The following is a 25,898-nucleotide window of genomic DNA, read 5'->3' on the forward strand; positions in this document are numbered from 1 at the left end:
GTGATCTCACATCGACGCGCCCCGTACGAGCATCGGACCATGCGTACCACGACCTCCCGAATGCTCGGATTCGCCGCCGCCGTCGCCATTCCCGCCGGCGCCTTCCTGCCCTGGTACGGGGATGTTCAGGCGTCGGAGTTCCCGCTCGAGGACCTGTTCGCCGGCACCGACGGGGCCACCACCGGCACGGCCGCGTCCGCCGCGATGCTGCTGCTGGCCACCGGCGTGGTCGCCCTGGTGGCGGTGCTCGCCCGTTCCCGCCTCACCGCCTGGCCGGCCGTCCTGGGCACGCTGGCGATCCAGATCCTGTGGATCGTGATGAACGCCCTGCACTTCGACCCCGTGCCGTTCGAGTCGACGGACTTCCGGGTGGGGTTCTGGGTGACGTTCGCCGGGACGGTGGGGCTGCTGGTCGCGGCGGTGCTCCCCGGCGACCGGCCGCGCTGCGACTGCGCCCCGGCGGTGCGGTCGTGACGTCTCAGCCGTCGACCGGCACGCTCCAGAACGCCTGCTCGTGCCGCATGCCCTCCAGGAACCGCCGCTCGGCCACGTCCGGGTCCGGCGCCGCCTCGTCGATCATCTCCGCGATCCGGCGGGCCAGCGCCGCGAACCCCGGATCGGCGTACGTCTCGACCCAGCGCCGGTAGCGCGGCTCCGCCGGAGGGTCCTCCGCCAGGGCGCGTCCCAAGGTCGAGTAACCCCACATGCAGGGGTAGAGCGCCGCGAGCCCCGTCCCGTACGAGGCGGCCGAGTCCAGCAGGAACGCCGTGTACGCGGCGCACGCCGGGCCCTTCCGCGCACCCTCCAGATCCGCCCCGAACTCGGCCGCCAGCGACCGGTGCAGCGACAGTTCCTCGTGAAACGTCGCATGGGCCAGGTCCACGAGGTCCCCCAGATGCCCGTCCGGCGCCCGCCAGGCCAGCCGCGAGAACACCCGCACATAGTCCAGCAGGAACAGATAGTCCTGCTCCAGCCAGGACCGGAACACCCGTTCGTCCAGATCCCCCCGGGCGATCCCCGCCACGGTGGGATGCGCCAACTGCTCCTCGACCAGCGGAAGCCCGAGCTCCTCCAAGCGCGCCGCGATACCCATCAGAGGGTGGCCACGTAGACGGTGTTGGTCGCCGGTCGGTCCTGGAGGGGGTTGGGAAACTCCACGACCTCCGCCCGGCTCTCGGTGAACACCCGGCCCAGCACGGCGGTGAAGTCGTCGTCCGGCGGGTCGTTGGACCACAGGGCGAAGACCCCGTCGGGATGCAGCCGTTCGGCCAGGGCGCGCAGGCCCTCGGGTCGGTAGAGAGCGGCGTGGCTCGGATGCAGCACGTGCCGGGGCGAGTGGTCGACGTCGAGCAGCACCGCGTGGAAGCGCCGTTCGGCGTCGAAGTCCAGGGTGAAGAAGTCACCGTGCACGAAGCGGCAGCGGGTGTCCGACGTGAGCGCGTCGCCCAGCGGGACGAGACCGGCCTCGTGCCACCCGATCACCTCGCCGAGCGCCTCCACGACGACGAGCGACCGCACGCGGGGATCCTCCAGAACGGCGTGCGCGGTGTACCCGAGCCCGAGGCCGCCCACGGCGACGTCGAGCGGGACGTCCGGCAGCGCGGCGAGGCCCAACCGGGTCAGCGCGATCTCACCGGCGGTGAACATGCTCGACATCAGGAACTCGTCGCCGAGCTTGACCTCGTACACGTCGGTCCCGGTGCCGGGGTCGCGCCGTCGCCGCAGGCTGATGTCGCCCATCGGCGTCGGACGCCAGTCGAGCTCTTCGAATCGTGCGCTCATCGTCCCCGCATCCTGTCACGGTCACCGTCGCCGGAGCGCGCGTTGGGCTGTTTGCCAGGAATCGGCGCGGTCTTGACGTTCGCGCCCCGGCCCCGGGGTATGAACGGCCGCGGCCCCCCAGAGACGGAACATGGGGGAGCAGTGACGAACGACGCCGACGACAAGCAGCGGCAACTGGAGCAGTACCGCGTCGACATGGAGGGCTCCAGGCTCACCACCGACCAGGGCGTCCGGGTCGACGACACCGACAACTCGCTGTCCGTGGGCGAACGGGGCCCGACGCTGCTGGAGGACTTCCACCTCCGCGAGAAGATCACCCGTTTCGACCACGAACGCATTCCCGAGCGCGTCGTGCACGCCCGCGGCTCCGGCGCGTACGGGTTCTTCCAGGTGTACGAGTCGCTGGCCGAGTACACGTGCGCGGATTTCCTGTGCGACCCGTCCCTGCGCACCCCGACGTTCGTGCGGTTCTCCACCGTGGCGGGCTCGCGCGGGTCGGCCGACACGGTGCGCGACGTTCGGGGCTTCGCGACGAAGTTCTACACGCGGCAGGGCAACTACGACCTCGTCGGCAACAACATGCCGGTCTTCCCGATCCAGGACGGGATCAAGTTCCTGGACTTCGTCCACGCGGTCAAGCCGGAGCCGCACAACGAGATCCCGCAGGCCCAGTCCGCGCACGACACCCTGTACGACTTCGTGCAGATGCAGCCGGAGACGATGCACTTTCTCATGTGGCTGAACTCGGACCGGGCCATCCCGCGCAGCTTCCGGATGATGCAGGGCTTCGGCGTCCACACGTTCCGGTTCGTGAACGCCGAGGGGCGCGGCACGTTCGTGAAGTTCCACTGGAAGCCGACGCTGGGCACCCACTCGCTGGTGTGGGACGAGGTGCTGCGCATCCAGGGCAACGACCCCGACTTCAACCGGCGCGACCTGTGGGAGGCCATCGAACGGGGCGCGTATCCGGAGTGGGAGCTCGGCGTGCAGCTCGTTCCCGAGTCCGACGAGCACAACTTCGACTTCGACCTGCTCGACGCCACCAAGATCATCCCGGAGGAGGTCGTCCCGGTCCGCCCGATCGGCAAGATGACCCTCAACCGCAACCCGGAGAACTTCTTCGCCGAGACCGAGCAGGTCGCGTTCTGCACCGCCAACGTGGTGCCCGGCATCGACTTCACCAACGACCCGCTGCTCCAGGCCCGCAACTTCTCCTACCTGGACACCCAGTTGATCCGGCTGGGCGGCCCCAACTTCCCGCAGATCCCGATCAACCGGCCGGTCGCGCCCGTCCACAACGACCAGCGGGACGGCTACCACCAGCACATGATCCACCAGAGCCGGACCAGCTACACCAAGAACTCCATCAGCGGCGGCTGCCCCATGAGCGGGATCGTCAGCGGCGACATGAGCGGGGTCTTCAAGCACTACACCGAACGGGTGGACGGCAACAAGATCCGCAAGCGCAGCCCCAGCTTCGAGGACCACTACGGCCAGGCGACGCTGTTCTGGAACAGCCTGGCCGACTGGGAGAAGGAGCACCTGGTCGCGGCCCTCAAGTTCGAGCTGGGCCACGTGGAACGCCGGTACATCAAGGAGAAGGTCGTCGAGCACCTGGTCCACGTCGACCACGGGCTGGCCTCCCAGGTCGCCGAGGGCCTCGGGTTGACGGCCCCGCCGACCGGCACGCCCAACCACGGCAGGTCGTCGCCGGCGCTCAGCCAGGCCAACGCGCCGCGCGACTCGATCGCCACCCGCAAGATCGCGTTCCTCATCGACGACGGGAGCGACGCCGGCGAGGTCGGCTCCGTCCGCGACGCGCTGCAGTCCCGGGGGGCGATCTGCGAGCTGGTCGCGCCGCACGAGGGGACGGCGGGCTCGCTCACCGTGGACCGGCAGCTCAGCGCGTCCTCCTCGGTCCTGTACGACGCCGTCCTGCTGGCGGCGGGCGAGGGACTGACCGGCGACGGGTACGCGCTGACGTTCGTCCGCGAGGCGTTCAAGCACGGCAAGGCCATCGCCGTGCTGGAGAACGGCCGTCCGCTGCTGGACGCCGCCGGACTGCCGGGACGGCAGGGCGTCGTCGAGCCGGGCGACGGGTTCGTCGACCGCTTCACCGCCGCCGTCGCCGCCCACCGTCACTACGACCGCGACGTCGCGGGCTTCCCCGCCTGACCGGGCGGGGCACATCGCGAACGACGATCAGGAGGTTCCCATGGGCAAGCCCGCGACCGCGCACAAGGTCGTTCTGGAGAAGGCCGCGCAGCAGTTCGCCGACGCCAACTCCGAGCACCCGTTCATCTACGAGCTGCCGCCCGAACAGGGTCGGCAGGTGCTGGAGGATCTCCAGTCGGATCCGAGCGTTCCCAAGCCCGACGTGGACGACGAATGGATCCAGGTCCAGGACGGGCCGACCGGGCTCGTCCCCGTACGGATCATCAAGCCCAAGGGCGCCACCGGGATGCTGCCCGTCATCTTCTACATCCACGGGGCGGGGTGGGTGTTCGGCTCGGCGCACACCCACGACCGGCTGTGCCGCGAACTGGCCGTACGCTGCGACGCCGCCGTCGTCTTCCCCGAGTACGACCGTGCGCCCGAGGCCAGGTACCCCACGCAGATCGAGCAGAACTACCTGGCCGCCCAATGGGTCATGAACCACGGCGCCGAGAAGAACCTCGACGCCTCGCGCATGGCGGTGTGCGGGGACTCGGTCGGCGGCAACATGTCGACGGTCCTCGCGCTGATGGCCGGGGAACGCGGCGACGTGCAACTGACGGCCCAGGTGCTGTTCTACCCGGTCACCAACGCCGAATTCGACACCGAGTCGTACCACGAGTTCGCCACCGGCCACTACCTCAACCGCGACGGCATGAAGTGGTTCTGGGACCAGTACACCACCGACCCCGAGCAGCGCGCCGAGATCTACGCCTCGCCGCTGCGGGCCGGCGCCGCGCGGCTCAAGGGCCTGCCGCCCACGCTGATCCTGACCGCCGAGGCGGACGTCCTGCGCGACGAGGGCGAGGCGTACGCCGCCAAGCTGCGGGCGGTGGGTGTCGACGTGACCGCCGTACGGCTCGCCGGCGCGGTCCACGACTTCGCGATGGTCGACCTGCTCCGCGACACCCGCGCCAACCGGGCGGCGATGAGTCTCGCCACCATCGCACTCCGTAAGGGTCTGCACGGCTGACCCGGTTATGATCGCCGGACCTCGGGCGACGTCCCGCGGAACCGGGGCGGCTCGGCCACCCTGCGCTTCGATCCCAGGGAGGTGCCGTGGCGGAATCCCGACTGGTCCGTTGGTTCGTGGGCAACGTGCCCCGGCTGGCGCGCAGGGTCACCGAGGAGTGCCGCCGCGAGATCCCCTACTACGCCGCGCTGCCCCGCACGACGATCTCCGCGACGCTGCTGCCCGGGGCGGAGGCGGTGGTCGCCCTCGTCGCGCGGCAGTTCCGGGACGGCCGGACCGTGCTGACCGCGGAGGAGCGCGTGCGGGTCGTCGAGGTCTCGACCCGCCGGGCCGACGAGGGACTGCCGCTGGAGGTGGCCCTGATCGCCTACCAGATCGGCATGGAGGTGCTCTGGCGCGAGGTCCGCGCGGAGGCCCGGCCGGGGGAGGCGGAGGAGCAGGCCGCCATCGCCGAGCACCTGTTCGGGTTCCTGCGCGCGGTCGTGCCGGCGGTGGCGGCGGCGCACGCCCAGGCCCAGCAGGAACGGCACAACGAGCGCCGTGACGCGCTGCAGATGCTGCACGGCGCGCTGCTCGCCGGAGAGCCGGCCGACGCCCTCGCGGTGCGTGCCGGCGTCGAACTGGCCGACGCGTACCGGGCGGTCGTGCTGCGGTTCGGCGCGGCGGAGGTGGCCGTGACGCGGCCGATCCGCGCGTTCCAGGACGTGCAGGCGGCGCTCGGGACCCCGCTCGTCACGATGAACCCTCGCGGTGTCAGCGCGCTGCTGCCGATGACGGAGGCCACGGCGGGGGACGCGCTGACGCGGATGATGGTCGAGGTGGGCCGGGCGCTGGGGCGTCCGGTGGCCGCGGCCGTCGCCGACGCCGCCGACCGGGACGGCATCCCGGCGGCGGCGAACGAGGCCATGGAGGTCGCCGAACTGGTCGCCCGGCTCGGCCACCCGCCCGGCCTCTACACGCTGGACGACGTCCTGCTGGAGTACCAGCTCGCCCGGCCCGGTCAGGGGCTGGCCCGGCTGGCGGCGCGGCTGGACGGGCTGGGCGACCGGGTCGATCTGTTCGACACGTTGCGCGCGTTCGTCCGGCAGGGGCACAATCGTCGGCTCGCGGCCCAGGACCTGCACGTCCACCGCAACACGCTGGACTACCGGCTGCGCGTCATCGCCCAGCGCACGGGTCTCGACGCGGCGGAGCCCCGCGACGCGCACCTTTTGACGGCGGCGCTCAACGCCCGCGACCTGCTCGGCGGCTCGCCCTGGCAGGGTGAGGAACATCGGCGTTTGGGCAATCGCACAAACGCATCGGGGGATGACTGATCCGAAGCACCATGACTTCGGAAATCGGGCTCCAGAAGAATGATCCGCCCCACCCCCTGTGACCCCGGTCACCCCCCACCGCTGGAGTCCGTATGCCTCGGTTCGCCCGGATCGCCGTGCTGGTCGCCGCGCCCCTGCTCGCCGTCCCCGTGGTCGCGAACGCGCTCACCTCCCCGGCGTCCGCGACCGCCGCCCGTACCGCCGCCGGCGCGGCGGTGCCCGCCGACTGGTCGGCGCCCGGCCCGTACGCGGTGACCGTCGACAAGGCGACGAACCACACGATCTACCGGCCGAGCACCCTGGCGGCGAACGGCGTGCCGAACCCGGTCGTGATCTGGGGGAACGGGACCGGCGCGACCCCGGCCGCCTACGACGGGATGCTGCGCCACTGGGCGAGCCAGGGCTTCGTCGTCGCCGCCGCCAACACCACGCAGTCCAACGACGGCACCGACATGCGCGAGGGCCTGGACGTGCTGGCCAAGCGCAACGGCAACGCGTCCAGCCCCTACTACCGCAAGGTGGACTTGAGCAAGGTCGTGTCCGCCGGGCACTCGCAGGGTGGTGCCGGGGCGCTCAACGCCGCCCAGTACGACTCCCGGGTGGACGCCGTGCTGCCGATCCAGCCCGGCCCGCTCGCCACGCCGGGGTGGGTCCGCCAGCCCACCTTCTACATGTCGGGGCAGAACGACGACATCGTCCAGCCGAGCTGGGTCCTCGGCGACTACAACGGTTCGGGCAACCGGCCCGCCATCTACGGGGAGGTCCGGGGCGCGAACCACTTCGCGCCCGCCGGCGACGGCGGCGTCTTCCGCGGCCCCACCACCGCCTGGCTCCACTTCATGCTGCGCGACGACCCCGCGGCCCGCGCCGCGTTCGCCGGACCGGACTGCGGCTACTGCGGCGACACCCAGTTGTTCTCCAAGTGGCTGCGCAACACCAAGTTCACCGCCGCCTACAACTAGCCGACGGCCGCCGCCGTTCCAGTGATCACCATGGCTCAGTGAATCGAGGCTGCCGTGAGCGGACGTCATCGCAACGACCTCCCCGGGGAGAGACCGGACGGCACCGACCCCGTCTACGGCCCGGGCGGCTCCGGGGCCTCGGGTCCGGGGCGGCCGGGGCCGCCGGCCGGCCACGGCGGTCCTCCGTACGGCCCCGCCATGGAACGATCCGGCGCCGTTCCTCCCCCGCTGCGCATGTCGGACTCCTCGGGGGCGTTCGGCGGTCGGCAGTCGGAGGTGTGGCGGTCGGGTGAGGTGCCCGCCGGGACGTCCGGCGGGCACCGGCGGCGGCGACGCGGGCGGCGCGGCCCCATGCTCGGCCCGCTCGCCGGGGCCGTCGGTCTCCTCGTGGTGTTGGGCGCGGGCGGCTACGCGCTGTCCGGGTTCGGCGGCTGCGGCGGCGGCGCGCTGGTGCTCGAGGTCGCCGCCGCCCCGGAGATCGCCCCGGCCGTCACCCAGGCCGTGGAGCGGTTCAACGACGAGGACGCGAAGGTCGGGGACACCTGCGTCCGCGCCGCGGTGACGGCGGTCGACCCGTCCCGGACCACGCTGCTGCTGTCCGGGGTGGGGGTGCCGTCCGCGAACTCCCGGATCCCCGACGTGTGGATCCCGGATTCGTCGTTGTGGACGTCGCTGGTGCTCGGCTCCGACAAGGGCAAGGGCGCGATCCAGGTCTCCCGGACCTCGGTGGCGTCGAGCCCGATCGTGGTCGGCGTGCCGCGCGGCGTCGCGCAACGGCTGCGCGCCCAGGACGGCACCGCGCCGCCGTCCTGGGCCGCACTGCTGCGGGCCGCGGCGGGCGCGGAGGGGGCGGGTTCGGCCGGCGCCGTCCGGTTGACGTTCCCCGACCCGGCCGCCAACGCCACCGGCATGGGCTCGCTGATGATCATCAACACGCTGCTCGACGGCACCCCGGACAAGGACGCGACCTTCACGGGCATCGTCCGTTCCCTCCGGGAGGCGACCGTCCAGACCGTCGGCGACCAGTTCGACCGGTTCGGCAAGAGCGGCTCCGCGCGGATGCCCCTCGCGCTCACCCCTGAGCAGGCCCTGTGGAGGTACAACCAGACGTCTCCTCCCGAGAGCGCCGTCGCGCTCTATCCCCAGGAGGGCACGCTGTCGATGGACTACCCGTACGTCACCGTCGGCCGTGACGCCGAACGGCGGCGGGCGGCCGCTCTGCTGGAGGCGGCGCTCGGGTCCGATGACACCCGCGCGGACGTCCTCGGTCTCGGGTTCCGGACGCCCGACGGCGATGCGCCGGGCGAGTTCACCGTGCGGTCCGGCGTCGACCCCGCCCGGCCGCGCATGCTCCCCGCCCCGAGCGCCGTCGAGACCGGCGCCGTCATGCAGGCGTGGGCGAAGCTGTCCCTCGGTCTGCGGCTGCTGCTCCTCACCGACGTGTCCGGGTCGATGGCCGAGAGGGTCGGGCCGGACATCACCCGGATGCAGGCGATCGTCAAGGTCTCCCAGGGCGGTCTGCGGCTCCTGTCGGACGACACCGAGTTGGGCTCGTGGGTGTTCTCCACCGACATGGACGGCGACAAGCCCTACCGGGAGATCGTCTCCGTCGGCCCGCTGGGCGACCGCGTCGGCTCCGTCACCCGCCGCAGCAGCCTCCTGTCCTCCCTGGCGGTGATGGCGCCCAAGCCCGACGGCGACACGGGCCTGTACGAGACGGTCCTCGCCGCCTACGAGCACATGACCGACACGTTCAAGCCGGAGTTCGGCCACTCGATCACCGTGCTCACCGACGGCCGCAACGACCACCCCGGCAGCACGCTCACGCTGGCCAAGACGCTGGACCGACTGCGCGAGATGCAGGACCCCAACAAGCTGGTCGTGGTCAACATGATCGGCTTCGGTGAGGGTGTCGACCCCACGGAGCTGAAGCAGATCGCCGACGTCACCCACGGCCGGGTCGAGATCGCGAAGTCCCCGGACGACATTCGGGGCATCTTCCTGCGCCTGCTGTCCCGCCGCATCACCGGCCGCTGATCACCGCCCCGATCGTGGAGTCCCCACGGGTCCGTCCGGGGCGGCTAGGCGCGCGGCGTCGTCGCCAGCGCGGTGAAGCGGAGCTCGAGGCCGTCGAGGAGGGCTTGGAGGCCGGTTTCGAAGGCGCTCTCGTCGATGCGCTGCTGGCGTTCGGCGAGCAGGTGGGCCTCGCTGAGGTGGGGGTAGGCGTTCTCGTACACGCTCGCGTCGGCGGGGAAGTTGCGGGCGAACGAGCCGAGGGCCGAGCCCGTGATGAAGTAGCGCATGAGGGCGCCGACGCGGGTGGCCTCGCGGCGGGGCCAGCCGGCGTCGACGAGGCCGCCGAAGACGGCGTCGGCGAGGCGGAGCGCGTTGGGGCGGCGGCCCATGCCCTGGGCGAGGGCGGGCACCACGTTGGGGTGGGCGGCCAGGGCGGCGCGGTAGGAGCGGGCCCAGGAGTCCAGCGAGGAGCGCCAGTCGGGGTCGGGGAACATCGACAGGTCGACCTCGCCGATGACCGCGTCCACCACCGCGTCGAGCAGCTCGTCCTTGGTGGCGACGTGGTTGTAGAGGGACGGGCCGCTCACGCCCAGCTCGGACGCCAGGCGGCGGGTGGACACGGCCTCCAGGCCCTCGGCGTCCACGAGCGCCAGCGCGGCGGCCACGATGCGGTCCCGGCTGAGCAGCGGCTGGCGGGGCCGGGCCACGGGGCACCTCCTGAGGGTCGGTCGGAGCGGGTCATTCTCGCATCCCGACCGCCTTCGGCCGGAAACTTGCAACGCTAGTTTAACGTGGCTAACCTAACAGGAAACTTGCATCGCTAGTTTTCGGCCGAGGTCAACGTGAGGGTCGCGCCCATGAATCTGGAGCTGTCCGAGGAGCAGGACGCGCTGCGGCGGTTGGCCGCCGAGTTCGTCGACCGGGAGATCGTGCCCCACGCCGCCGCCTGGGACCGGGCCGAGGCCGTCGACCGGGGCATCGTCGGCAGGCTGGGCGCGACCGGCTTCCTGGGCATGACGCTGCCCGAGGAGTACGGCGGATCCGGCGGCGACCACCTGTCGTACTGCCTGGTCCTGGAGGAGCTGGGCCGGGGCGACTCGGCGGTGCGCGGCATCGTGTCGGTGTCCCTGGGCCTGGTCGGCAAGTCCATCGGCCACTACGGCACCGAGGACCAAAAGCGCGCGTGGCTGCCGCGCCTGACCTCCGGCGAGGCCCTCGCCTGCTTCGCGCTCACCGAGCCCGGCATCGGCTCGGACGCCGCCAACCTCGCGACCCGGGCCGTCCGCGACGGTGACGACTGGCTCCTCACCGGCACCAAGATGTTCATCACCAACGGCACGTGGGCGGACGTGGCGCTGGTCTTCGCCCGCACCGGGGGCCAGGGGCATCGCGGCATCACCGCGTTCCTCGTGCCGACGGACGTCGAGGGGTTCGAGACCCGCGAGATCCACGGCAAGCTCGGGCTGCGCGGCCAGGCCACCGCCGAGCTCGTCCTCGACCGGGTGCGGGTCCCCGACACGGCGCGGCTCGGCCCCGAGGGCAAGGGCTTCTCCGTCGCGATGGCCGCCCTCGCCAAGGGCCGCATGTCGGTCGCCGCCGGATGCGTCGGCATCGCGCAGGGCTGTCTGAACGCCGCCGTCGGCTACGCCAAGGAACGCGAGCAGTTCGGCAAGGCGATCGCGTCCTTCCAGCTCGTTCAGGAGCTGCTGGCCAACATCTCCCTCGACGTGGACGCCGCCCGGCTCCTCGTCTGGCGGGTCGCCGACCTGATCGACCGGGGCCTGCCGTTCGCCACCGAGTCGTCCAAGGCGAAGCTGTTCGCGAGCGAGGCGGCGGTGCGCGCCGCCAACGACGCGCTCCAGGTGTTCGGCGGCTACGGGTACATCGACGAGTACCCGGTCGGCAAGTATCTGCGGGACGCCCGGGTGATGACCCTGTACGAGGGCACCAGCCAGATCCAGCGGCTGCTGATCGGTCGCGAGCTGACCGGCGTGAGCGCGTTCTGATGCGCCCCGTCCACTTCGCCGCCGCGCGCCGCACCCCGATCGGCCGCCTGCGGGGCGCGCTCGCCGGCACCCGCCCGGACGACCTGGCCGCCACCGTCCTGCGAACGCTGACCGACGGCCTCGACCCGGCGCTGATCGACGAGGTCTACTGGGGCGCCGCCAACCAGGCCGGCGAGGACAACCGCAACGTGGCGCGCATGGCGGTGCTGCTCGCGGGGCTGCCCGAATCCATTCCCGGGGCGACCGTCAACCGGCTGTGCGCCTCGGGCCTGGAGGCGATCACCCTCGCGGCCCGCACCATCGCCGCCGGGGAGGCCGACGTGGTCGTCGCGGGCGGCTCCGAGTCGATGACGCGCGCCCCGTTCGTCCTGCCGCATCCCGACAAGGACACGCTCCAGACGTACGACACGCGCCTGGGCTGGCGGCTCACCAACCCGCGCATGCGGGACCGGCACGGCGTGCTGGCCATGGGCGAGACCGCCGAGGAGGTCGCCGCCCGGTACCGTGTCGGCCGCGAGGACCAGGACCGGTTCGCGCTGCGCAGCCACCAGAACGCGGCCCGGGCCCGTCGAGACGGCCTGTTCGCGGACGAGCTCGTCCCGCTGCCCGAGATCTTGGAGCAGGACGAGGGCATCCGCGAGGACACCAGCCTCGAACGGCTCGCCGCGCTGAAGCCCGTCTTCCGCGAGGGAGGCACGGTCACGGCGGGCAACTCGTCCCCCATGAACGACGGCGCGGCCGGCGTGATCCTCGCCGGCGAGGAGGGGCTGCGCGCGTTGGGCCTGGAGTCGTTGGGCCGGTACGTCGCGGGCGCGTCCGCCGGGGTGCATCCCGACGTGATGGGCATCGGGCCCGTACCCGCGACCGGCAAGGTCCTCAGGCGGGCCGGCTGGGACGCCGGGGCCCTCGACACCGTGGAGTTGAACGAGGCGTTCGCCGCCCAGGCCCTCGCCTGCGTCCGGGAGCTCGACCTGGACCCGGAGCGGGTCAACCCCGACGGCGGCGCCATCGCGCTCGGACATCCGCTCGGCTGCTCCGGCGCGCGCATCGTCACCACCCTGCTGCACCGGATGCGCCGCACCGGCGCGCGGCGCGGCCTGGCCACCATGTGCGTCGGCGTCGGACAGGGCACCGCCGTGCTCATCGAGTCCCCCTAGCGACCATGGCGACCGGAGTGCGGAGGCGGCGGCATGCGGCGACCGGACGCGGCCCGGCGGGGTGGAGCAACGCCGCATTGATCGAGATCCCCTAGGAGGCAGCATGGGCAGGTTCACGGGAAAGGTCGCCGTCATCACCGGAGCTGCGCGCGGCATCGGCGCGGCCACCGCCCGGCGGTTCGCCGACGAGGGCGCGCGCGTCGTTCTCCTCGACCTGGGCGGGGCGGAGGAGACCGCTCAGGCGATCGGTGCGGCGGCCACCTCCATCGACTGCGACGTCACCGACCAGGCCGCCGTGGACGCGGCGTTCGCCGGGCTCGACCGGGTCGACGTCCTGGTCAACAACGCCGGGATCACCCGCGACAACCTGTTCTTCAAGCTGCCCAAGGACGACTGGGACGCGGTGCTCGCGGTCAACCTGACCGGCGTCTACCACTGCTGCCAGGCCGCCCAGCGGCACATGGTGAAACAGCGCCACGGCAAGATCGTCTCGCTGAGCAGTCGGTCCGCGTTGGGCAACCGGGGACAGGCCAACTACGCCGCCGCCAAGGCCGGGATCCAGGCCCTCACCGCCACCCTGGCCATCGAGCTCGGCCCGTTCGGCATCAACGTCAACGCGGTCGCCCCCGGCTACATCGCCACCGCGATGACCGCCGCCACCGCCGAGCGGATCGGCATGACGGCGCAAGAGCACCAGCAGACCGTCGCCGAGCGGACACCCCTCGGCAGGGTCGGGCAGCCCGAGGAGATCGCCGCCGTCATCGCCTTCCTGGCGAGCGACGACGCCTCCTACGTCAGCGGCCAGACCCTTTACGTGAACGGAGGAGCACGCTAGCCATGGACTTCGGACTCACGGACGAGCAGGAAGCCATCCGCGACACCGCCCGGGCGTTCATCGCCAAGGAGGTCGTGCCGCTGGAGCAGGAGGTGCTCCGCCGCGAACGCCTCCATCAGGTCGGCCTCACGCGCGACGAGCTGCGCGAGCTGCAGCTCAAGGCCAAGGACTTCGGATTCTGGGGCCTGTCCACGCCCGAGGAGTACGGCGGCATGGACCTGCCCGCCGTCACCCAGTCGCTGCTCTGGACCGAGCTGGGGCGCACGTTCGTGCCGTTCCGGTTCGGCGGAGAGGCCGACAACATCCTCTATCACGCCGACGAGCGGCAGAAGGAGGAGTACCTGCTCCCGACCATCGCGGGTGAGCGGATCTCCTGTTTCGCCATCACCGAGCCGGACGCGGGCTCCGACGCCGCCAACATCAAGTTCGCCGCCCACCGCGACGGCGACGACTGGGTGCTCAACGGCGAGAAGACGTTCATCACCAACGGCAACGATGCCGACTTCACCATCGTCGTGGCCGTCACCGACAAGGAGAAGGGCGTGCGCGGCGGCGGCACGACCGCGTTCCTCGTCGACCGGGACATGGGCTGGACCTCGGAGTTCATCCAGACGATGGGCGAGGGCGGCCCCGCCTCCCTGGTCTTCGACAACGTCCGGGTGCCCTCGCGGAACATCCTGGGCGAGATCGGCCAGGGCTTCGAGCTGGGCATGAAGTGGATCGGCAAGGGCCGCTACACCATCCCCTCGCACGCCTTGGGCATCGCCGAACGCGCCCTGCAGATGGCGATCGACTACGCGGGCACCCGGCACACGTTCGGCAAGCCCATCGGCGTCAACCAGGCCATCCAGTGGATGATCGCCGACTCCGAGGTGGAGCTGGAGGCCGCGCGCCTGCTGGTCCTGCGCGCAGCCTGGGCCATCGACCAGGGCCTCGACCCCCGACACAGCTCCTCCATGGCCAAGCTGTACGGGGCGAATATGGTCAACCAGGTCATCGACCGCGTGCTGCAGATCCACGGCGGCATGGGGTACACCCGCGAGCTGCCGATCGAGCGCTGGTACCGGCAGGTCCGCCTCTACCGCATCTTCGAGGGCACCGACGAGATGCAGCGGCTGATCATCTCCCGCGACCTGCTGCGCGGCTACACCAAGATCGGGCAGGTCGGCTGAGATGGCGACCCTGTCACTGGCGAGCGTGCTCGCCGAGAACGCCCGCCGCCGTCCCCACAAGGTGGGCCTGGTCGAGGGCGACCGCCGGCTCACCTTCGCCTCGCTGTGGTCACAGGCGTTGACGCAGGCCGCCGCCCTGGTCCGCGCGGGCGTACGGCCCGGCGACCCGGTCGCGCTGCTGTGCCCGAACACCGCCGAGTTCCCGATCGCCTACTACGCGATCCTCGCCGCCGGCGGCGTCGTGGTGCCCGTCCACCTGCTGCTGACGGCCGACGAGGTCGAGTGGGTCCTGCGCGACAGCGCCGCCCGCCTGCTGCTCTGTCATGCGGCGAACGTCCCGGTCGGCTCCGCCGCCGCGACGGCCGCGGGGATCGAGACGTATGCGCTCGGCCCCTTTGACGGTCCGGGCGTGAACGGACGGCTGGAGGACCTGGCCTCTTCCGTGGAGCCGCTGCCCTGGTTCGCGTCCCGGTCGCCGGACGACCCGGCGGTCATCTTCTACACCAGCGGAACGACCGGCCGCCCCAAGGGCGCGGTGCTCAGCCACTTCAACCTCGTGATGAACGCGACGGTCAACGCCTTCGACGCCAACGACGCCCGGCCGGACGACGTGGCCCTGGGAGCCCTCCCGCTGTTCCACACCTTCGGGCAGACGGTCAGCATGAACTCGGTCTGGCGGTCGGGCGCGACCCTGGTGCTGCTGCCCCGCTTCAACGCCGCGGACGCCATCGACCTCATGCTCGCCGAGGGTGTCAACACGTTCCATGGCGTTCCGACGATGTACCACGCCCTGATCGAGGAGGGCCGGGGGCGCTCCTCGCTCCCGACCCTCCACCGGTGCATCTCCGGCGGTGCCTCCTTGCCGCTGCCGATCCTGGAGTCCTTCAACGAGTTGTTCCAGGCGGAGGTCCTGGAGGGTTACGGCCTTTCGGAGACCTCGCCGACCGCCTCGGTCAACCAGCCCGTGTACGGCTCCCGCGCCGGCACCGTCGGGCACCCCGTGTGGGGCGTGGACGTCGAGATCGCCGACCCCGCCGTGCCCGACCGCATCTCGCTTCTCCCCGTGGGCTCCCCCGGCGAGGTCGTGATCCGGGGCCACAACGTCTTCACCGAGTACCTGGGCAACCCCGAGGCCACCGCCGCCGTCCTCATCGACGGCTGGTTCCGCACCGGCGACATCGGGGTCAAGGACGCCGACGGCTTCATCTCCATCGTCGACCGCACCAAGGACATGATCATCCGCAGCGGTTTCAACGTCTACCCCAGCGAGGTCGAGGAGGTCCTCCTCCGCCACCCGGGCATCGGCGAGGTCGCCGTGATCGGCCTCCCCGACCCGGTCCGCGGCGAGGAGATCTGCGCTGTCATCGTCCCCGCCTCGCCGGCTCCGACGGCGGAGGACGTGATCGCCTTCGCCCGCGAAAACCTGGGCGCCCACAAATACCCCCGCCGCATCGAGTTCGTCGACGCCCTCCCCCTGGGGCCCAGCCACAAGGTCCTCAAACGAGAGCTGAGACAACGCTTCGCCCGACCGTCGTGATCTCATGGCGTGATCGCTCACTCTCACGACCGCTCAGGGGGAACGCCGATGAGATTCGCACTCGTGATCTTCGAGACGGACGCCTCGCGCCGCCGCCTTCGGGCCGACCGGGACGCGCACCGCAAGGCGTACGAGACCTGGATCGGCGAGATCGCGGGCGCGGGCAAACTCGTCGGCGGTGAGGCCCTCGAGACGGACCACACCGCCCCGGTGACGGTACGGACGGTCGCCGACGGCTCCACGACGGCGACGGACGGGCCCGTCCACGCCGGCGAGGAGACCCTCGGCGGCTGGTTCGTCATCGACGTGGCGGACCGGAACGAGGCCGTCGAACTCGCCAAGACCCTCCCGACCGGCGAGGCCATCGAAATCCGCCCGATCCTGGAGTCGGCCTGACGCGGTGCCGTGGGCAAGGACCTCAAGCGGGAGCCGAGACAACGCTTCGCGTGACGCCCTTGCCCGTCGGGTTCTCACCGTCTACGGCAGTTCACACACCAAGGCGTCGGAGAACGGCGGCTCCGCCCGAAACTCGCCGACCTTGCGCCAACCGGAACGCAGGTACCAGTCGTACGCCTGCGAGCCGATCACGGCGGCGAGGGTGGCGTAACGCTCGGGCCGACCGTCCAGCAGCCCTTCGAGCAGCCGCGTACCCACCCGCTGCCTCCGGTGCCGCCGATCCACGACCACCTCGACGACGGCGAACTTGAAGGCGTCCAGCACCTCGCCGGGCGGAGCTGAGGCACCGCCCCACCAACCGCCCGACGACATGGAGAACCCGCACGAGAACCCGACCAGTACCCCGTCCGACCGCGCCGACACCAAGGCGAAGCCCGGAGCAGCGGCCTGCGCCCGGGTCCGCGTCAGAAAGCGCACACGACTGAACTTCGAAGCCCCCTCGTAAGGCGGCTCCGCGTACACCCGGACGTACAGATCCGCGACCTCGTCCAACACCTCGCCCACCGCGACCCCGTCGAGCCGATAGAAGGCGACCTCGCTCATCGAACGACCGGCCAGGACGGCTGCACCATGACCGCAGCGGCACCCTCACGCGACACCCGAACGCCCCTCACGCTCGCGCACCAAGGCGTCGGAGAACGGCGGCTGACCGGTCACGCCGCCTACGCACCGGCCAGCGGGAGCGGGAACACCAGGGCGTCGTAGTGCGGCGCGTCCGGGTATGGGCGGAGCTTGCCGACCTTCTCCCACCCCCAGCGCGCATAGGCGGTCTGCGCAGAGGTGTTGTCCTCCCGGACCAGCAGGGTCGCCCGCTCCTCGCGGCGTCCGCCGAGCAGCTCGTCGTGCAGGGCGTGGGCGACGCCCTTGCCCTGCCACTCGGGCAGGACCATCAGCTCGTTGAACGCGAACGTCCGCGCGCCGGTCTCCGTGGTGAAGCCGTCGGGGACCGGGGTGGTCAGGCCCTCCCACCACCGGGATGTCGCCGGGAGCGCGTACCCGAACGCCTGCCCGACCGGTGCCCCCTCACGGTAGGCGACCACGATTTCGAAGCCCGGCGCCTTGAGGTAGCCGCGAGCGCGTTCGGCGAACCGCTCGGCGGAGTAGAACGGGTCGTCGATCACGTCGGCGTGGGTGGCCTCGTACAGCGGCACGATCACGCTGTCGAGGATCTCTTCGGTGGATCGGGGGTCGTGCCGGGTGAAGGTCAGGCTCGGCGGGGTCATCGCTCTCCCGAGGTCAGGGCCAGCATTTTGTACGCCTCGCGCACGGTGGGTCGGCCGACGGTCGCCGACGGTGCCAGGGAGAGCGAGGCCAGTGCCGTCCGGCGAATGAGTCCGTCCCCGATGTGCTGCGGCGGCAAACCGGACCACACGCGCATGGCGTGCCGTGCCGCGTCATCGACGTCCCCGGCCCGCATCATGCACGCGGTCCGGTGCAGCTCGACTTGGAGGCGACCCAACCCACGGCCGGTGTAAAGCGCGAGCACCTCGTCCTGGGCGCGGGTCGCCCGGTCGATGTCGCCGGTGAAGGAATGGACGTGACTCTCGACGTGCAGGAGCCGCGTCCGACCCCATCCCCACTGGGACGCCCGGTCGTCGCGGGTGTGGTCGGGAAGACGCTCGAAGACGTCATGGAGGTCGCCGAGGGCGGTCAGCGCCTCGGCACCGCGACCGAGTTCCGCGAGGGCCTGGGCCTTCGCCGCGTACCCGCTGACCACACCGGCGCAGGGCTCTCCGCGTCCGACGGCGATGGCCTCGTCCGCGACGTCGAGGACCGACAGGCGGGGCCTCTCGTCGTACAGCGAGAACACCGCCTGCCTGCCCCGGATCAGTGCCGCGATCACGTGATCGCCGCTCTCGTCGGCGGCGCGGGCGGCGGTACGCCACCACCGGCGGGCGGACCGGGGGTCGCCCAAGCTCGTCAGCGTGATGGCCGTGAGCGCGGCGAGACGTGCCGCCACATGGACGACCCGCGACCGCACCGGGTCTTGCGCGGTGGACAGGATGACGCTGATCTCCGTGAAGTCGGCGAGGAGCTCGGGGACGACCTGTGAGGCGGGCATCAGGCCGACCTCGTGGGCGTAGTCGTAGGCGACGCGCTCCCAGGCGTCGGCGTCGCGGTCGGTCGGTTCTCGGCCCATGGCTGCGTTCAGTGCGGTACGAGCCTCTTCGGTTTGGTAGCCGAGCGGTACGGCTGCCGCCGTGGCGAGCAGCCCGAGCAGTGCGCGGCGCTTCACGTCGTCGGCTGCATTCGGGTCATATTCCCAGGATGCACCCGCCCCCTCATTTTCGGGTCCGAAAAGCTCCACCCTGTCCACTTGGAAGGCGGTGGCGTAGGCGTCCGCCCAGTCGCGGGGGAATACCGCGCCCTCTTCCCAGCGGCGAATCTGCCGAGCGAGGTTCCGGAGATTGCCCTGGCCAAAGTCCGCGGCGCGGAGCAGGTGGCGAGCCATTTCCACCTTGTTCCACCCGCGGGCCTCGCGCTCGCTTTGGAGTCGCTCAGCCCACCGCGGACGCATGGCGACCATGCCCACCTCCGGCGCTAGGCGGGGCGGACACTCGCGTGTGTCCGCCTGCTGTCCGCCCACCTGTCCGCCATTGTCCTTCTACCCGCACCCCGTGACCTGCGTTTCGCTGAGAGTCACCAGACCAGAGCGGCCCCGGGCCTGGTGCGTCCACACCAGGGTGTTCCGGGGCCTGGCCAGGAGGTGGGTTCTGACGTGGATCAGGCATGGCCGAAAACCGCAGACCTCGGCATCACCCGACCGGAAAACGCCGCCGGGGACCCGGAGCGGGCTGCGCGAGACGTTCAGCGGTCGACCGGGGGGCGGTGGGTCGCTTGGTGGGGGCGCAGCACCGGACGGTACTGGGCGACACCGCGAGCGCCGTACCCCTGGTACGGGCTGCTGGAGGCCGCTACGCCACTCGGGCTACGGGAACGGATCGGCGATATGGACGCCGAGTACGGTCACGGACGCCACGGCCGGTGGAACGCGCTCCATGGATGAGGCACCGCCCGCCACATGGTGGACGTGGGAGATCCGCGACGCCTCCGGAGACCTCGGACCGGTCGGGGTGTGCGGAGACAGGATGGACGCGGTCGCGGAGGTGAACGCCGAGTTGAGAAAGGCCTCGGAGGGTTGGACGGCCGACGTCCACGAAGTCGCCCCATCCCCGGACGGCGGGCCGACCTATGAATACCGCCGGCATGCCGGTCGTGCTTCTCGCCCGGTCGGTGTCAACGGGATCCTGTGGCAGTGACCTGCTCGTCCCTGGTGGGCGTGGGGTTCGGGGGTGGGGGCTCTTAGGGTTGGTGGGTGCCTGACTACTTTGCCGGGGATACGCGTAGTAATCGTGAGCGGATGTTGGCCGGGGACTTGTACATTGCCGATGATCCGGAGTTGGAGGCCGCCTCTCAGCGGGCGATCGCGTTGGCGCATCGGTATGGCGAGGTGTATCCGGTCGATCAGGAGGAGGCCCAAGTCGTTCTGGAGGAGTTGTTGGGGTCGGTCGGTGCCGGCGTCAACATCAGGCCGCCGTTGTACGTCGACTACGGCTCGTACATCACCATCGGGTCGGGCACCTTCGCCAACTATGGGTTGACCGCGCTGGACGTCGCCCCCATCACCATTGGGGATGACGTGCAGATCGGCCCTAACGTGCAGTTGTTGACGCCCACTCATCCGCTGGATCCGGAGCAGCGGCGCGCCAAGTTGGAGGCCGCCGAGCCGATCGTCGTCGAGGACAACGTGTGGCTCGGGGGTGGGGCCATCGTGTTGGCGGGGGTGACCATCGGCGTCAACAGCGTCATTGGGGCTGGGGCCGTGGTCACCAAGGACGTACCGCCGAATGTGGTGGCGGTCGGCAATCCGGCTCGGGTCATCCGCCGGCTGTGAGCCGTCCGATCGATGGGTGGGACGGCGCGCCGGGACTGACACGGCCGGCGGGTGGTCAGGGGCGAACGGCTCGCAGACGTTCTGTGACCGTGGGGCCTTCGGGGGCCGGGTGGTGGCGGGCCTGGGGGCCGAGGTGGGTTTCGCGGAGTTCGTCCATGAAGGTCTCCCAGAGCGGGGGGCCGCCGGCGGCGAGGACGTCCGTGCGGACGGCGTACTCGTCGGTCACCGGGAGATGGCGGGCTCCCCAGGTGGCGAGTTGGGCGAGGACGGGGACCAGCTCGATCGCCCGCTCGGTGAGGCTGTAGACGACCTTCTGCTTGTGGGCGGGGTCGTCGGCCTTGGTGAGCAGGCCGTGGTCGACGAGCGTGGCGAGTCGGTCGGCGAGGATGTTGGAGGAGATCCGTTCGGGGCCGGCGAGCAGCTCGCGGAAGCGTCGGGCGCCGGTGAAGGTGATGTCGCGCAGGACCAGCAGGGTCCAGCGGTCGCCGAGGATCTCCAGCGAGAGGTTGATCGGGCAGCCCGATCGCCTGTCCCTGCGCACCGCACCGCCTTCCGAACCGGTTGCATTTACGCACCAGTATGCCTAGCGTCGAACCGAACGCACAACGAGATCAGACGGGGGGCCTCCGATGTCCATGGGAAATCCACCCCAGGTGGTGTCGCGTGCGGAGTGGCTCGCCGCCCGCAAGGAGCTGCTGGCGAAGGAGAAGGAGCTCACCCGGGCGCGCGACCGCGTGAACGCCGACCGCCGCCGACTGCCGATGGTCCGGGTGGACGAGCCGTACACGTTCCAGGGCCCGAACGGGGAGGTCGGCCTGCTCGACCTGTTCGAGGGGCGGCGGCAGCTCGTGGTGCACCACTTCATGTGGTCGTACGACATCGACGACGAGGGGAACGAACATCCCCGCGACGTCGGCTGCGCCAGTTGCTCCGCCGCCGCCGACGGCATCGCCGGGCTGCGGCGGTTGCACGCTCGGAACACCACGCTCGTCGCGGTGTCCCGCGCGCCGTACGACAAGATCGCCGCGTTCCGGGAACGGATGGGATGGACGTTCCCGTGGTACTCCTCGGCGGGCGGGACCTTCAACCACGACTTCCACGCCACCCTGGACGAGCGGGTGGCCCCGGTGCTGCTCTGGTACCGCGACGAGGCCGAGCTCGCGGCGGCCGGAACGCCCTGGACGCCGAGCATGCGCGGTGACTGGCCCGGCCTCAGCGCCTTCCTCCGCGTCGGCGACGAGGTCTTCCACACGTACTCGACCTTCGGCCGGGGCATCGAGGAGTTCCACAACGGCTACCCCTACCTCGACCTGACCGCGCTCGGCCGTCAGGAGGACTGGGAGGAGCCGCACGACCGGGCGACCCCGCTCGGCCTCGAGGTCGGCGGCCCCTCGCTCCGGTTCCCCGACGAGTACGACACGTGATGGTGCGCCCGCCCACACCGCTCCGTCGGGCGGTCAGACCGGGCGGGCGGTCAGGCGCGGGTGGCCCCCATGTCGGGGTAGCGGTCGCCGGCCACGGCCCCGGAGGGAACGGCCTCGGTGAGGGCGGCGAGGTCCTCGGGAGTGATCTTGATGTCGCGGGCGGCGGCGTTCTCCTCCAGGCGGGTGCGGCGCTTGGTGCCCGGGATGGCGACGACGTCGTCGCCCTGGGCGAGGACCCAGGCCAGGGCGAGCTGGGCCGGGGTCACGCCCTTGGCCTCGGCCAGCCTGCGCACGTTCGCGGCCAGCGCGACGTTGTGGTCGAAGTTGTCACCGGTGAAGCGCGGGAAGTACGGGACACTCCGGGCGTCGTCGGAGGCGAACTGCTCGCGGCTGGTGATCGTTCCGGTCAGGAAGCCGCGACCCAGCGGGCTGTAGGCGACCAGGCCGATGCCCAGCTCCCGCAGGACGGGGATGATGTCGTCCGCCAGGTCCTGGGCGAACAGCGAGAACTCGTACTGGCCGGCGGCGATCGGGTGGACCGCGTGGGCCCGGCGAAGGGTCTCCGGCGTGGCCTCGGAGATGCCCAGGTGGCGGACCTTGCCGGCGGCGACCAGCTCGGCCATGGCGCCCCAGGTCTCCTCGATGGGGACGGTCGGGTCGACGCGGTGCTGGTAGTACAGGTCGATGTGGTCGACCCCCAGGCGGCGCAGCGAGGCGTCACAGGACGCGCGCACGTAGTCGGGACGGCCGTTGTGGCCGAGACGGGTGCCGTCGGGCAGCCGCTCGACGCCGAACTTGGTGGCCAGCAGCACCTCGTCGCGACGGCCCTTGAGGGCCCGGCCGACGAGTTCCTCGTTGGTGAACGGGCCGTACATGTCGGCCGTGTCCAGATGGGTGACACCCAGGTCCAGCGCCCGGTGGATCGTCGCCACCGATTCGGCGTCGTCGCGGGGGCCGTAGAACTCGCTCATGCCCATGCAACCGAGCCCCAGCGCGGAACTGGTCAGGTTCTGTCCGAGCGTCCGGAAGGTCATCGCGGCCTCTCTCTGCAGGTCCTCGTATAGGGCGATCTTGTAGTCGATGAGGGACAGGTCGTCGCGGAGCTGCTCCATCCGTTCCACCACGCCCGCCCGGTGGGTGCGTAGCACGTGCAGTCGGGTGGCGTAGGTGTCCGGACCCGACCGGACCAGCTCGGAGTACCGCCGGATGTCGGCGATCGCCATCCCGGTCGCGCGGAGCTTGGTGATCAGGTGGATCCGCGCCAGGTCCTGCGGCCCGTACCGGCGATGTCCGCTGCTCGCCCGCGCCGGCGCCTCCAGCAGCCCGGCGCGCTCGTAGTACCGCAGCGTGTGCGTGGTCAGCCCGGTCCGCTCGGCGGCCTCCGCGATGGTCAGCCCCTCGTCCATGCCCTCAGCCTGCCTGTTGGAGCGCGCTCTAAGTCAAGCGGGCGCCCAGCAATCGGTGGGCGGTGAGCAGACCGACGGCCCCGACGGCGCAGCAGACCGAGGTGGCGACCACGACCGGGGTGTAGGTGCCGGTGACGTTGCGGACGGCGGCGGCGGCCAGCGGCATGGTGGCCTTGGCGACGATCAGCGGCAGGGCGAGCAGCCCGGAGATGGTGGCGTACGCGGTCGTCCCGTACGCGTCGGCGAGCAGGGCCGGCCGCGCGATGGTGGCCACCCCGAACCCCAGCCCGAACACCAGCACGCAGCCGATCGCCCCCGCCCCCGTACGCCCCACGGCGAGCAGGACGAGGGCGGCGGCGGCCTGGAGCGCGAACACGACGGCGGTGGCGACGGCGGTGACGGTGCGGCGCGCGGCGACGGTGATCACCAGCCGTCCGGAGACCGACAGCGCCCCGATCAGCCCGGCGACGGTCGCGGCGAACGCGGCCCGGTGCCCCAACTCGGTCAGGTACGTGACCAGGTGAACGGCGATGACCGCGACGGCCGCCCCTTGGGCGAAGAACGCCGCCCCCAACGTCCAGAACAGCGGGTCGCGCAGCGCCGCCCGCGCGAGCGCGTCCCGCTCGGCGGCCGACCCGGCGTCGGCCTCCTCGGTCCGTTCACGCGCCGCCGCCGCGACCGCCGGTGGACGGCGGACGAGCAGGTGCAGCGGAACGGTCACCGCACCGTGGACGACCGCGAGCACGAGCAACGCCGTCCGCCAGCCATAGGCGTCGGTGAGCCGGCCGGTGAGCGGCATGAAGATCGTCGAGGCGAACCCGGCGATGATGGTGACCGCGAGCAGCGCGGTGGCGCGACCCTTCCGGAACCAGGCGACCACCACCGCGAACGCCGCCTCGTACAGCACCATCGCCGAGGCCAGCCCCAGCAGGACGAACACCGCGTAGAGCTGCCACAGATTCTGCACGCTCGCCCAGGCGGCGACCCCCACGGTGGCCAGGACCGAACCGACGGTCATCAGGGCCCGCCCGCCGTGCGCGTCCAACCGGCGCCCGACCGGTACGGCCGCGACCGCACTGACCAGCAGCCCGAGGGTGAGGGCCACGGTGATCTGGGCGGTGCCGGTGTTCAGGTCGCGGCGCATCGCGGGAAGCACCACGGCGAACGCGTAGTACAGCACCCCGTAGCCGACCGTCTGGCTGATCGCCAACGCCGCAACGATCGGCCACCCGCCGGGCGGATCGGCGTCGGCGGCATCGGTGTCGGGGCCGGCCGGTGGTTCGGGCGTCACCCGGCTCAACGGCCGCAGCCGCTCCGGCCGCCGAGCAGGTCATGGGGGGTGCGCTCGTTCACCGAAGGCTCCTTGATGCCGTGCGGGGGGAGGCGGCCACTGTTTCGGTATCTGGCGAAGTAAGACCAGCGTGGCCCTCTGATTCGATGATTGTCAATGCAGGGGTGCCCAAGGGGAAGGGACCCTCAGGCGTCCGGCATCGGCTCGATCACGGGTCCGGGCTCCGACAGCGTCGCGGGCCCGGATGGGGGCGCGGGCTCAAGGGTGGGCCCGAGGGGCGGCGGCGGGGGCGCTTGGCCGGAGGGGGAGGTGGGCTTGCGGCGGCTGCCGGGTCTGCGGGTGCGGGTCGACAGGGCCACGCCCGTGCCAAGGAGTGCGCCGCCCAAGATGAAGGCGCCCAAGGGGCCGGTGGTGCGGACGAGTCTGATCCTGCCGGCGCCCTCGTCGGCGGTCCGGACGGCCCGCCGGCGGCTCTCGTCGCTCATGCGCAGGTCCATTTGGGCGACGGTGATGCGGTCGACGCCGTCCTTGGTCCGTAGCTTGGAGGTGACCTGCTGGCGGCGGTCCACCGGAGCCCCGGTGCGCGGGTCCACCCAGACGGTCACCCACGCCTCGTAGGTGCGGTCGGCGTCGTAGGACTTCTTCTCGTCCATGCCCAGGAGCTTTCCGGGCAACTGCTTGTACTCCCCGACCGGGGTGGGCTCGATGTGCTGCACGTACTTGTAGGCGGTGAGGCCCTCGACCTCGTCCGTGCCCTTGAAGAGCGCCGGCCAAGGACGTCGCGTGGTCGGGTCGTAGAGGGGGTAGGCGCGCCGCTCGACGTTCCCGATCGGCCACATCATGCCGAGCCCGGCCTGGCGGACCGTGGGGTCGTTCCCGATGGCCGCGCCGCAGCAGTTCCTCAGCTCGCTCGTCCTGCGGTCGAACGCCACCCGCCACAGCCGGGCGTCCAGGTCGGCCCCGGTGGCGGCGTCCTCCACCACGGTGAACGAGTCCCACACCGCCGTCTCCGCGTTGCTGGAGTCGGGCGCGCCGCGCACCGTCGCCGTTCCGATCACCCTCGCGCCCTCGACCATCGTCAGCTTGGCGATGTCGAGGTAGCGGGCGTTCTCGCCCACCAGGGTCGCCTTGGAGTACTGGTTCACCGGCGCGACGACCAGGCGATCGGCCACGTACCCGCGCAGCAGCGGGGCCAGGGTGATGCCGCAGCATCCCAGCACGCACAGGGCCAGAGGTACGGTCCGGTGACCGGCGGGTGAACGCATGGGGAGATCGTGACGTGCTTCACAGCCGACCGCTAGAGCCGACGGACAAACCTTCCCGGAGAGGGCTGTGGCCCGCTGCGCGGGCGGCCCGCCGGGCTCATTCCCCAACGGGTGATCAGTGCTGTCAACTGCTACTTCGGGTGGTTATGCTTGTGATCTGAGTTACAGCTCATGTTGGTGGGGCGCCCCGC

24 protein-coding genes are annotated in these 25,898 nt (G+C 71.3%); 14 read left to right on the forward strand and 10 right to left on the reverse strand.

The window, feature by feature from the left end; genetic code table 11:
- Positions 1–39: 39 nt before the first annotated feature.
- Positions 40–474 carry a hypothetical protein gene (locus DFJ69_RS13590; protein ID WP_147312297.1) on the forward strand — a complete coding sequence of 145 codons (435 nt, stop codon included), beginning with the start codon at positions 40–42 and terminating at the stop codon, positions 472–474.
- 4 nt (positions 475–478) lie between these two features.
- On the opposite strand, the gene DFJ69_RS13595 is transcribed toward DFJ69_RS13590, so the two are convergent.
- Both DFJ69_RS13595 and DFJ69_RS13600 read right to left on the reverse strand, forming a co-directional pair.
- Complete coding sequence (locus tag DFJ69_RS13595) at positions 479–1,093, reverse strand: TenA family protein (protein WP_116022817.1); 615 nt, start codon at positions 1,091–1,093, stop codon at positions 479–481.
- Positions 1,093–1,782 (reverse strand): spermidine synthase family protein, encoded by a 690-nt coding sequence (locus DFJ69_RS13600; protein WP_116022818.1) that lies wholly within the window; start codon positions 1,780–1,782, stop codon positions 1,093–1,095. Before DFJ69_RS13600 ends, DFJ69_RS13595 begins: the two co-directional genes overlap by 1 nt.
- Positions 1,783–1,881: 99 nt before the next feature.
- Here DFJ69_RS13600 and DFJ69_RS13605 point away from each other — a divergent pair, with 99 nt between their 5' ends.
- The 5 genes from DFJ69_RS13605 to DFJ69_RS13625 all read left to right on the forward strand — a co-directional run bounded on the left by DFJ69_RS13605 (position 1,882) and on the right by DFJ69_RS13625 (position 9,284).
- A complete protein-coding gene (locus DFJ69_RS13605) occupies positions 1,882–3,957 on the forward strand; it encodes a catalase (RefSeq protein WP_116022819.1) in 2,076 nt (691 codons plus the stop codon).
- A gap of 40 nt (positions 3,958–3,997) precedes the next feature.
- Positions 3,998–4,969, forward strand: a complete 972-nt coding sequence (locus DFJ69_RS13610) for an alpha/beta hydrolase (RefSeq protein WP_116022820.1) — start codon at positions 3,998–4,000, stop codon at positions 4,967–4,969.
- 86 nt (positions 4,970–5,055) lie between these two features.
- Positions 5,056–6,285 carry a PucR family transcriptional regulator gene (locus tag DFJ69_RS13615; RefSeq protein WP_116022821.1) on the forward strand — a complete coding sequence of 410 codons (1,230 nt, stop codon included), beginning with the start codon at positions 5,056–5,058 and terminating at the stop codon, positions 6,283–6,285.
- Positions 6,286–6,377: 92 nt separating this feature from the next.
- Positions 6,378–7,247 carry a poly(ethylene terephthalate) hydrolase family protein gene (locus tag DFJ69_RS13620; protein ID WP_116022822.1) on the forward strand — a complete coding sequence of 290 codons (870 nt, stop codon included), beginning with the start codon at positions 6,378–6,380 and terminating at the stop codon, positions 7,245–7,247.
- A 54-nt stretch (positions 7,248–7,301) separates the two neighbouring features.
- Positions 7,302–9,284: a substrate-binding domain-containing protein gene (locus DFJ69_RS13625; RefSeq protein ID WP_116022823.1), complete on the forward strand. Its 1,983-nt coding sequence runs from the start codon at positions 7,302–7,304 to the stop codon at positions 9,282–9,284.
- 44 nt (positions 9,285–9,328) lie between these two features.
- On the opposite strand, the gene DFJ69_RS13630 is transcribed toward DFJ69_RS13625, so the two are convergent.
- On the reverse strand, positions 9,329–9,970 hold the full coding sequence (locus tag DFJ69_RS13630; RefSeq protein ID WP_116022824.1) for a TetR/AcrR family transcriptional regulator: 642 nt from the start codon (positions 9,968–9,970) through the stop codon (positions 9,329–9,331).
- 150 nt (positions 9,971–10,120) lie between these two features.
- Here DFJ69_RS13630 and DFJ69_RS13635 point away from each other — a divergent pair, with 150 nt between their 5' ends.
- The 6 genes from DFJ69_RS13635 to DFJ69_RS13660 all read left to right on the forward strand — a co-directional run bounded on the left by DFJ69_RS13635 (position 10,121) and on the right by DFJ69_RS13660 (position 16,366).
- Positions 10,121–11,269, forward strand: coding sequence for an acyl-CoA dehydrogenase family protein (locus tag DFJ69_RS13635; protein WP_116022825.1), 1,149 nt, complete (start codon positions 10,121–10,123; stop codon positions 11,267–11,269).
- Complete coding sequence (locus DFJ69_RS13640; protein ID WP_116022826.1) at positions 11,269–12,426, forward strand: thiolase family protein; 1,158 nt, start codon at positions 11,269–11,271, stop codon at positions 12,424–12,426. Before DFJ69_RS13635 ends, DFJ69_RS13640 begins: the two co-directional genes overlap by 1 nt.
- Before the next feature lie 103 nt (positions 12,427–12,529).
- Positions 12,530–13,261, forward strand: a complete 732-nt coding sequence (gene fabG, locus DFJ69_RS13645; protein ID WP_116022827.1) for a 3-oxoacyl-ACP reductase FabG — start codon at positions 12,530–12,532, stop codon at positions 13,259–13,261.
- 2 nt (positions 13,262–13,263) lie between these two features.
- A complete protein-coding gene (locus DFJ69_RS13650; protein ID WP_116022828.1) occupies positions 13,264–14,433 on the forward strand; it encodes an acyl-CoA dehydrogenase family protein in 1,170 nt (389 codons plus the stop codon).
- Position 14,434: 1 nt separating this feature from the next.
- Positions 14,435–15,970: a long-chain-fatty-acid--CoA ligase gene (locus tag DFJ69_RS13655; RefSeq protein ID WP_116022829.1), complete on the forward strand. Its 1,536-nt coding sequence runs from the start codon at positions 14,435–14,437 to the stop codon at positions 15,968–15,970.
- 48 nt (positions 15,971–16,018) lie between these two features.
- Positions 16,019–16,366, forward strand: coding sequence for a YciI family protein (locus DFJ69_RS13660; protein WP_116022830.1), 348 nt, complete (start codon positions 16,019–16,021; stop codon positions 16,364–16,366).
- Positions 16,367–16,447: 81 nt separating this feature from the next.
- Here the strand turns inward: DFJ69_RS13660 and DFJ69_RS13665 are convergent, their stop codons facing one another.
- The 3 genes from DFJ69_RS13665 to DFJ69_RS13675 form a co-directional block, all read right to left on the reverse strand.
- Entirely contained in the window at positions 16,448–16,969 is a 522-nt protein-coding gene (locus DFJ69_RS13665; protein WP_116022831.1) for a GNAT family N-acetyltransferase, read from the reverse strand.
- A 119-nt stretch (positions 16,970–17,088) separates the two neighbouring features.
- On the reverse strand, positions 17,089–17,649 hold the full coding sequence (locus tag DFJ69_RS13670) for a GNAT family N-acetyltransferase (RefSeq protein WP_116022832.1): 561 nt from the start codon (positions 17,647–17,649) through the stop codon (positions 17,089–17,091).
- The gene (locus DFJ69_RS13675) at positions 17,646–18,953 is read right to left on the reverse strand and encodes a helix-turn-helix domain-containing protein (protein WP_484419711.1); all 1,308 of its coding nucleotides are present in this window, start codon (positions 18,951–18,953) and stop codon (positions 17,646–17,648) included. Before DFJ69_RS13675 ends, DFJ69_RS13670 begins: the two co-directional genes overlap by 4 nt.
- Before the next feature lie 789 nt (positions 18,954–19,742).
- On the opposite strand from DFJ69_RS13675, the gene DFJ69_RS13680 reads away from it, so the two are divergent.
- Entirely contained in the window at positions 19,743–20,321 is a 579-nt protein-coding gene (locus DFJ69_RS13680; RefSeq protein WP_170177646.1) for a sugar O-acetyltransferase, read from the forward strand.
- A 55-nt stretch (positions 20,322–20,376) separates the two neighbouring features.
- Here DFJ69_RS13680 and DFJ69_RS13685 read toward each other — a convergent pair whose 3' ends face one another.
- Complete coding sequence (locus DFJ69_RS13685; protein ID WP_116022835.1) at positions 20,377–20,862, reverse strand: winged helix-turn-helix transcriptional regulator; 486 nt, start codon at positions 20,860–20,862, stop codon at positions 20,377–20,379.
- A gap of 94 nt (positions 20,863–20,956) precedes the next feature.
- On the opposite strand from DFJ69_RS13685, the gene DFJ69_RS13690 reads away from it, so the two are divergent.
- Complete coding sequence (locus DFJ69_RS13690) at positions 20,957–21,745, forward strand: DUF899 domain-containing protein (RefSeq protein WP_211328615.1); 789 nt, start codon at positions 20,957–20,959, stop codon at positions 21,743–21,745.
- A gap of 50 nt (positions 21,746–21,795) precedes the next feature.
- On the opposite strand, the gene DFJ69_RS13695 is transcribed toward DFJ69_RS13690, so the two are convergent.
- The 3 genes from DFJ69_RS13695 to pgfA all read right to left on the reverse strand — a co-directional run bounded on the left by DFJ69_RS13695 (position 21,796) and on the right by pgfA (position 25,707).
- Positions 21,796–23,151: an aldo/keto reductase gene (locus DFJ69_RS13695; protein ID WP_116022837.1), complete on the reverse strand. Its 1,356-nt coding sequence runs from the start codon at positions 23,149–23,151 to the stop codon at positions 21,796–21,798.
- 28 nt (positions 23,152–23,179) lie between these two features.
- A complete protein-coding gene (locus tag DFJ69_RS13700; protein ID WP_245974345.1) occupies positions 23,180–24,442 on the reverse strand; it encodes an MFS transporter in 1,263 nt (420 codons plus the stop codon).
- Positions 24,443–24,627: 185 nt separating this feature from the next.
- Entirely contained in the window at positions 24,628–25,707 is a 1,080-nt protein-coding gene (pgfA, locus tag DFJ69_RS13705) for a cell envelope lipid trafficking protein PgfA (RefSeq protein WP_116022838.1), read from the reverse strand.
- Between the last annotated feature and the right edge of the window lie 191 nt (positions 25,708–25,898).

It is taken from the genome of Thermomonospora umbrina (genome assembly GCF_003386555.1).
Lineage (GTDB): Bacteria > Actinomycetota > Actinomycetes > Streptosporangiales > Streptosporangiaceae > Thermomonospora > Thermomonospora umbrina.

What these genes read in the sequence shown, in the direction of transcription:
- DFJ69_RS13660 (WP_116022830.1), top strand. Translation starts at nt 16,019, where the DNA reads ATGAGATTCGCACTCGTGATCTTCGAGACGGACGCCTCGCGCCGCCGC.
- DFJ69_RS13650 (WP_116022828.1), top strand. Translation starts at nt 13,264, where the DNA reads ATGGACTTCGGACTCACGGACGAGCAGGAAGCCATCCGCGACACCGCC.
- DFJ69_RS13675 (WP_484419711.1), bottom strand. Translation starts at nt 18,953, where the DNA reads ATGGTCGCCATGCGTCCGCGGTGGGCTGAGCGACTCCAAAGCGAGCGC.
- pgfA (WP_116022838.1), bottom strand. Translation starts at nt 25,707, where the DNA reads ATGCGTTCACCCGCCGGTCACCGGACCGTACCTCTGGCCCTGTGCGTG.
- DFJ69_RS13655 (WP_116022829.1), top strand. Translation starts at nt 14,435, where the DNA reads ATGGCGACCCTGTCACTGGCGAGCGTGCTCGCCGAGAACGCCCGCCGC.
- DFJ69_RS13695 (WP_116022837.1), bottom strand. Translation starts at nt 23,151, where the DNA reads ATGGACGAGGGGCTGACCATCGCGGAGGCCGCCGAGCGGACCGGGCTG.
- DFJ69_RS13635 (WP_116022825.1), top strand. Translation starts at nt 10,121, where the DNA reads ATGAATCTGGAGCTGTCCGAGGAGCAGGACGCGCTGCGGCGGTTGGCC.
- DFJ69_RS13610 (WP_116022820.1), top strand. Translation starts at nt 3,998, where the DNA reads ATGGGCAAGCCCGCGACCGCGCACAAGGTCGTTCTGGAGAAGGCCGCG.
- DFJ69_RS13665 (WP_116022831.1), bottom strand. Translation starts at nt 16,969, where the DNA reads ATGAGCGAGGTCGCCTTCTATCGGCTCGACGGGGTCGCGGTGGGCGAG.
- DFJ69_RS13590 (WP_147312297.1), top strand. Translation starts at nt 40, where the DNA reads ATGCGTACCACGACCTCCCGAATGCTCGGATTCGCCGCCGCCGTCGCC.
- DFJ69_RS13620 (WP_116022822.1), top strand. Translation starts at nt 6,378, where the DNA reads ATGCCTCGGTTCGCCCGGATCGCCGTGCTGGTCGCCGCGCCCCTGCTC.
- DFJ69_RS13640 (WP_116022826.1), top strand. Translation starts at nt 11,269, where the DNA reads ATGCGCCCCGTCCACTTCGCCGCCGCGCGCCGCACCCCGATCGGCCGC.
- DFJ69_RS13600 (WP_116022818.1), bottom strand. Translation starts at nt 1,782, where the DNA reads ATGAGCGCACGATTCGAAGAGCTCGACTGGCGTCCGACGCCGATGGGC.
- DFJ69_RS13670 (WP_116022832.1), bottom strand. Translation starts at nt 17,649, where the DNA reads ATGACCCCGCCGAGCCTGACCTTCACCCGGCACGACCCCCGATCCACC.
- DFJ69_RS13605 (WP_116022819.1), top strand. Translation starts at nt 1,882, where the DNA reads ATGAACGGCCGCGGCCCCCCAGAGACGGAACATGGGGGAGCAGTGACG.
- fabG (WP_116022827.1), top strand. Translation starts at nt 12,530, where the DNA reads ATGGGCAGGTTCACGGGAAAGGTCGCCGTCATCACCGGAGCTGCGCGC.
- DFJ69_RS13595 (WP_116022817.1), bottom strand. Translation starts at nt 1,093, where the DNA reads ATGGGTATCGCGGCGCGCTTGGAGGAGCTCGGGCTTCCGCTGGTCGAG.
- DFJ69_RS13690 (WP_211328615.1), top strand. Translation starts at nt 20,957, where the DNA reads ATGGGAAATCCACCCCAGGTGGTGTCGCGTGCGGAGTGGCTCGCCGCC.